The organism is Flavobacterium succinicans (genome assembly GCF_001662485.1).
Classification (GTDB): Bacteria; Bacteroidota; Bacteroidia; order Flavobacteriales; family Flavobacteriaceae; genus Flavobacterium; species Flavobacterium succinicans_A.
Genome location: NZ_JMTM01000056.1, coordinates 1 through 1,063, shown reverse-complemented (window position 1 = coordinate 1,063; position 1,063 = coordinate 1). Strand labels below are relative to the sequence as shown.

The 1,063-nt window shown below is 29.5% G+C and carries 1 protein-coding gene; it reads left to right on the top strand.

Annotated elements, in window-relative coordinates; genetic code table 11:
• The first annotated feature begins 398 nt into the window (after positions 1–398).
• Positions 399–890 carry a DUF6169 family protein gene (locus tag FLB_RS10260; RefSeq protein WP_064715878.1) on the top strand — a complete coding sequence of 164 codons (492 nt, stop codon included), beginning with the start codon at positions 399–401 and terminating at the stop codon, positions 888–890.
• Positions 891–1,063: the final 173 nt, after the last annotated feature.

The following is a 1,063-nucleotide window of genomic DNA, read 5'->3' as shown; positions in this document are numbered from 1 at the left end:
TAAAAGATGCCTAAGCATCTTTTTTTGTTTTAAGCACTTGTCAAATAGGTATGGTTTGTAAGAAAAAATAAATATATTTGATAATTAATAAAACGGATGTTTGTCAGACATATATACAAGTTAGCGGTGATTTTGCGGACAACCAGAAAAAAGCACTAATTTATATCGTTTCAAAATAGCTTTAATCTATACGAAGAACAAACACTATAAAAACAAACAATTGAAATATCGCTTTGTTTAAGATTTGTCGCACTACTTTTGTTGTATGAATAATAAAACCATAAATAAAGAAGCAATAATGAAATCTATAACCAAAATGGTTTCAGATAAGGCTATGGTTCGTTCGTTCTTGAAAGGCAATACTCCTATTGAAAAATTAACTCAAAAAGGAATCAAGTTTGCCAAACCAATATAACTACACTTTTAACCAAGCGACAAGCACTTATAACTTTACTACTAAAAACGATATTGAATACAAAATTGTTTTTATTATTGATGAGACGCTTGACGTTGCCTCAGAGGTTCATATTGAAAATATCTATCAAATTATAATTGAAAAAATTACTGCTAAAATTGAACCTTTTGATGTTTTAGTATCAAAAACTATTGATAATATTATAGCTATTTTCTTTGCAAATGTACAAAATTCACTGATTTATGTTTGTTCAGAAAATGATGAGAAAGCAAAAACGCGATTCAATGTTTTCAACAGATGGTATAGAAACAGTACTTTAGAATCTATTACTAAAGTGGATAATATTATAAATTGTGAATCCGAAGGAAATATTTATACCATTTATACATCTTTATTGTATCACAGCGAAAATCCAAATGTTGACAATATACTTGAAGCATATCATAAAATCGAGAATATTCTAAACGACAAATAAAGACCACCGCTAACACACGCTACAACGGATTTGGGCAATTAGCTTAATGGAAAGTTGGTTTTGTATTTGGAAGATTTGGCAAATCCGAAAACAGGGCTTAATTTAGTCCCAAACCCGCTGTAGCGCGAGAACGTTAACGATAAAAACTACACAATAACTCTTTATACGTTGAA